The 4129-nt window shown below is 60.9% G+C and carries 5 protein-coding genes and 1 pseudogene; 5 read left to right on the forward strand and 1 reads right to left on the reverse strand.

Annotated features, from left to right (window positions below; translation table 11 throughout):
* Together F4U95_RS25020 and F4U95_RS25435 are read left to right on the forward strand one after the other, a co-directional pair.
* Nucleotides 1-361 (forward strand): annotated as a pseudogene (locus F4U95_RS25020) (hypothetical protein); the annotation flags it as partial.
* A 210-nt stretch (nt 362-571) separates the two neighbouring features.
* Nucleotides 572-700: a hypothetical protein gene (locus tag F4U95_RS25435; RefSeq protein ID WP_281347248.1), complete on the forward strand. Its 129-nt coding sequence runs from the start codon at nt 572-574 to the stop codon at nt 698-700.
* A 98-nt stretch (nt 701-798) separates the two neighbouring features.
* On the opposite strand, the gene F4U95_RS24720 is transcribed toward F4U95_RS25435, so the two are convergent.
* Complete coding sequence (locus tag F4U95_RS24720) at nt 799-948, reverse strand: hypothetical protein (RefSeq protein WP_161600458.1); 150 nt, start codon at nt 946-948, stop codon at nt 799-801.
* A gap of 52 nt (nt 949-1000) precedes the next feature.
* Between F4U95_RS24720 and rlxS the strand changes: the two genes are divergently transcribed.
* The 3 genes from rlxS to F4U95_RS24410 all read left to right on the forward strand — a co-directional run bounded on the left by rlxS (nt 1001) and on the right by F4U95_RS24410 (nt 4032).
* Nucleotides 1001-2977, forward strand: a complete 1977-nt coding sequence (gene rlxS, locus F4U95_RS24400) for a relaxase/mobilization nuclease RlxS (RefSeq protein ID WP_150426985.1) — start codon at nt 1001-1003, stop codon at nt 2975-2977.
* 213 nt (nt 2978-3190) lie between these two features.
* A complete protein-coding gene (locus F4U95_RS24405; protein ID WP_150426986.1) occupies nt 3191-3760 on the forward strand; it encodes a hypothetical protein in 570 nt (189 codons plus the stop codon).
* On the forward strand, nt 3757-4032 hold the full coding sequence (locus tag F4U95_RS24410; protein ID WP_150426987.1) for a hypothetical protein: 276 nt from the start codon (nt 3757-3759) through the stop codon (nt 4030-4032). The genes F4U95_RS24405 and F4U95_RS24410 overlap by 4 nt, the downstream gene beginning before the upstream one ends.
* Nucleotides 4033-4129 lie beyond the last annotated feature (97 nt).

Below are 4129 nucleotides of genomic sequence, written 5' to 3' on the forward strand. Positions count from 1 at the left end.
CCTCGGTGGGCGTGTGAAGTGTGGTAACTCCACCTTACCGATGAGCCCGGTGGCCACCGAGATCGAATTCGCATGGGTGGGGCATGCCCCACCCATGCGATCGCCTCAATCTACACCGGAAATTACACCACGAGCGCGGACGCTAACAGGCCGGGCGCTGCCCGCCGAGACGCGCCTTTATATCGAAGCTACCTCCGCAAAGGCCTCCATGCCCCCTCCAATCCTGTCGGGCACGCAGCTTTTCTTCACCCTCAATATCGTCGCGAAGCCCGCGGCCAGCCCCGCCTCCAAGGATGACGCGACCGCGCACCGGTCTCTCATTATCGCACCGTCAGCACAGGGCACGGAGGGTTCCAGATGAAAACGCTGTGCCCTGACGAGAGGAAAAAATCCGCTCAGTCATTCCCAGTATCCGACAGGCAGCAGGCCGCCTCAAGGACGATGGTTCCCCCAATTTTGCTGACGCAAAATCGGCACCCCCATCGCCGCTGGCGCGGCCGCTTCGCGGTCCTTGACCCGGCCCGCTTCCTGCCGGGCGCAGCCTCCTGTCTTTCAGGATCAGGAGGTCAAAATGACACTTCAGCAGCATATCGACGAGCTTCGGGCCGAACTCGAATGGAACGAAGATCCAGCCGAAATTCGGCAGATCAAGGCCGAACTGGAGGCCGCCCTGGCGGCACGGGATCGGCCCGGTGGCTAGGGAGGATTTGGGAGCGGCATCGCTCGCCGCTCCACCTTTCTCTGGCTCACAAAGGATGGGCCGTACCGGGAGCAGGAGATGGGATTGCGGGGATGGGACTAAGGCAAGATAAAAGAAATGGCGCCATGCCCTTCGGCCATCACGCCATAACCCTTTGTCTGCACATCGTTTTTCCTCAAACTTGCCATGGCGTCACCCTTGGGCGCATGGCGCTGAGCCAGCTGCAACATATTGAATTTAGTCGACATTTAATGGTGCCATTGCCGCTTTGGTGCTGGTCGCTTCGTCGGGCGCGCCCTGATGGATGAGGATGATATTGAACCCCGCCTCGGGAGAATACGCAGCACGCCGATCAGGCGCGGCAGAAGCTATATGAGCCAGGTGCTTCGGGCTGCAAATCTTGCCGGTGGGATGGCGCGATCAGCGGGCAAGCACAGTCGCTTTCACGGCAACCGATCCGGCGTGGGAGGCGGCGTCGGTCGGGTGCTCGCTTCGCGCGACCGCTTGGCGGCCTATCGACAGCGCCGTGTTCTCGTCAAATCGCGCATCGTTCGTCTCGATCGCGCCAACGGCATGAATGCTGCCCGGGCTCACCTTCGCTATATCCAGCGTGATGGCGTGACCCGCGACGGCGCATCCGGGCGGCTTTACGCATCGATTGAGGATGAGGCCGATGGCCGGGCCTTTCTTGATCGGGCGGACGGCGATCGGCATCAGTTTCGCTTCATCGTTTCCCCCGAGGACGGTGAACAATATGAAGATCTCAAATCTCTCACCCGGCGTCTGATGCTGCAGATGGAGCAGGATCTCGGCACCAGGCTGGATTGGGTCGCTGCCGATCATTTCAACACCGGCCATCCCCACACGCACGTCATCCTGCGGGGTAAGGACGAGCGCGGGCAGGATCTCGTAATCGCGCGCGATTACATTACGCAAGGCATTCGCGAGCGGGCCGCCGAACTCGTATCGCTCGATCTTGGTCCGCGCGTCGATGTCGAGATCGAGAACCGGCTCCGCCGCGAGATGAATCAGGAGCGATTGACAGGCATTGATCGCCGGCTGCTGCGCGACATGAATAATGACCGCGTAGTGAGCATTGGCTCGACCGATCCGTTCCAGCAGAGCCTGCGCGCCGGCCGGCTTCAGACGCTGGGGCGATTGGGCCTGGCCGACGAGGTCGAGCCAGGGCGTTGGAGATTGGTGGCAGGCATGGACGACATATTGCGTCGCATGGGGGAGCGCGGCGATATCATCCGCACCATGCAGCGGACCTTTAGGGAGCATGGTCTGGAACGGGCGCCGGGCGATTATGTCATTGCCGATCCGGTGGTCTTGTCCCCTGTCGTCGGGCGGGTGGTTGAGCGAGGTCTGTCTGAGGAACTGGAAGACCGCCACTATCTCATTGTAGACGGTGTCGATGGACGCAGCCACTATGTCGACATCGGCAAGGGCGAAACCGTGGAGCCGATCCCAGTCGGCGCGATGGTGCGGATAGAGGCAAAAATGGCCGGCGCAAGGGCCGTTGACCGGACGATCGCGGAAGTCGCTGCTGCTCATGATGGGCGCTATTCCATCGACCTGCATCTGCGTCACGATCCCGCCGCTACCGAGAGCTTTGCCCAAGCCCATGTCCGCAGGCTGGAAGCCATGCGCAAAGCCGGAAGCAGCGTGGCGCGCGAGGCGGATGGAACCTGGGTCATCGCGCCCGACCATGTCGAGCGCGCGGCGACGTTCGAGGCGCACAGGGCGAGGATGGCACCCGTGATCGTTGAAACCCTGTCGGCCATGCCGCTGGATCGGCAGGTTGGTGCTGATGGCGCGACCTGGCTCGATCGCGAGTTGGTCTCGTCCGATAGGACGCCGCTGCGCGAGGCTGGGTTTGGGCGCGAGATCCGGGAGGCCATGGACCGGCGGCGCCAGTGGCTGATTGCAGAAGGATTAGCCCAGGAGGAACAAGGGCGCGTGGTTCTGCAGGCGAACCTGCTCGCGACGCTACGCCGCCGGGAAATGAACCGCATCGCCGGGCAATTGTCCCAGCAGCTTGGGCTTGCCTATTTGGAGGCAAGGCCCGGCGAGCGGATCGAGGGCATTTATCGTCGCCCCGTCGAGCTTGCTTCAGGCCGCTATGCCCTGATCGAAAAGAGCCGGGACTTCACGCTCGTTCCATGGCGGCCGGTGCTGGATCGCCATATCGACAAGCAGGTGTCCGGTATCATTCGCGGTGACAGCATCAACTGGGCGATCGGACGACAGCGCAGCGGGCCGTCGATTTCATGATCGAAGTGCGGATTGGGACCTTAGGGCCTGAGCCGGCCCGGAGCCGAAGGATAGCCATTCCCATGGCGCTGCCTGTGAGCAATGCATATGTCCCGCAGGACATAAGCTCCAATCATAAGAGGCGGTGGCGATGCCTCTTGGGTTTGACAAAAGTTCCTCTTTGCCCTTAACTGTCCTCAGTCCGCGGACGGAGGACGAGAGGCTAAGGGCGACATGAAAAGCCAGGATATCGTCATATTGCTCAAACTCGCCGCCCTCCGGGATCAGGAAGAATCCGGGCGTCTTGGGTCTGGCGATGATCAGTTTGATCCCGCAGAGCTATATTCCGTTCGGGGCTTGGGCAATGCATTGGGCATAAGCAAGACCGAGGTAAGCGCTTCGCTCAATCGAAGCCTTCAATCCGGTCTGGCGGTCAAGGACCGCTCATACCGACGCGTGAAACCGAACCGCCGGGATCTCTGCGAATTCATTGCTCATGGTCTCAAGTTCGTATTCCCGGCGGTGCCGGCCGCTCCGGAGCGGGGTATTGCGACCGGTTTTGCTGCACCGATGCTCCAAGGGCAACTCATCAGCGCCGGACAGGAAATCTATGTCTGGCCCTATGCACATGGCAATGCGCGAGGCCCCGCAGTCGAACCTTTGTTCAAATCGGTGCCGGCGGCTTCGCAACAGGATGAGCGGCTATATGAATATCTCGCGCTTGTCGACGCCGTGAGGCTTGGTAGGCAGCGTGAATCCAACCTTGCGATTGATAGGCTTCGAGGAGGGCTGCTGAAGCAATGACGGTTCGGGGCCAGCTTTTGGAGATGCTTGCGGCGGTCGCGACGGCGATCGGGGACGAGCTTCGCGAACAACTTGTTTTCGTCGGCGGTTGCTCGAGCGCATTGCTTATCACCGATCCGTACACGATCGAGGATGTGCGGATGACCGATGACGTCGATCTGATCGTCAATCTCACCGGAAAGGGGAAGTGGCTGGTCCTGCAGGATCAGCTGTCGCGAAGCGGCTTTAACAGGTTGCGGAAAAAGGCTCTTTCCTTGAGCCGCTTGAGGTGATTCAGACGCCTTCAACTGAGGTTGAAGGATTTGAGATGCGGGGCGGCGATTACCGGAGCGAAGGGTTGTTTTCCTACGTGAGCTGCGAAGCTCGGGT

The organism is Sphingobium limneticum, assembly GCF_008710165.1.
Lineage (GTDB): Bacteria > Pseudomonadota > Alphaproteobacteria > Sphingomonadales > Sphingomonadaceae > Sphingobium > Sphingobium limneticum.

Coding starts and splice junctions, on each gene's coding strand:
- F4U95_RS25435 (WP_281347248.1), top strand. CDS start 572: ATGACACTTCAGCAGCATATCGACGAGCTTCGGGCCGAACTCGAATGG.
- F4U95_RS24720 (WP_161600458.1), bottom strand. CDS start 948: ATGTCGACTAAATTCAATATGTTGCAGCTGGCTCAGCGCCATGCGCCC.
- rlxS (WP_150426985.1), top strand. CDS start 1,001: ATGGATGAGGATGATATTGAACCCCGCCTCGGGAGAATACGCAGCACG.
- F4U95_RS24405 (WP_150426986.1), top strand. CDS start 3,191: ATGAAAAGCCAGGATATCGTCATATTGCTCAAACTCGCCGCCCTCCGG.
- F4U95_RS24410 (WP_150426987.1), top strand. CDS start 3,757: ATGACGGTTCGGGGCCAGCTTTTGGAGATGCTTGCGGCGGTCGCGACG.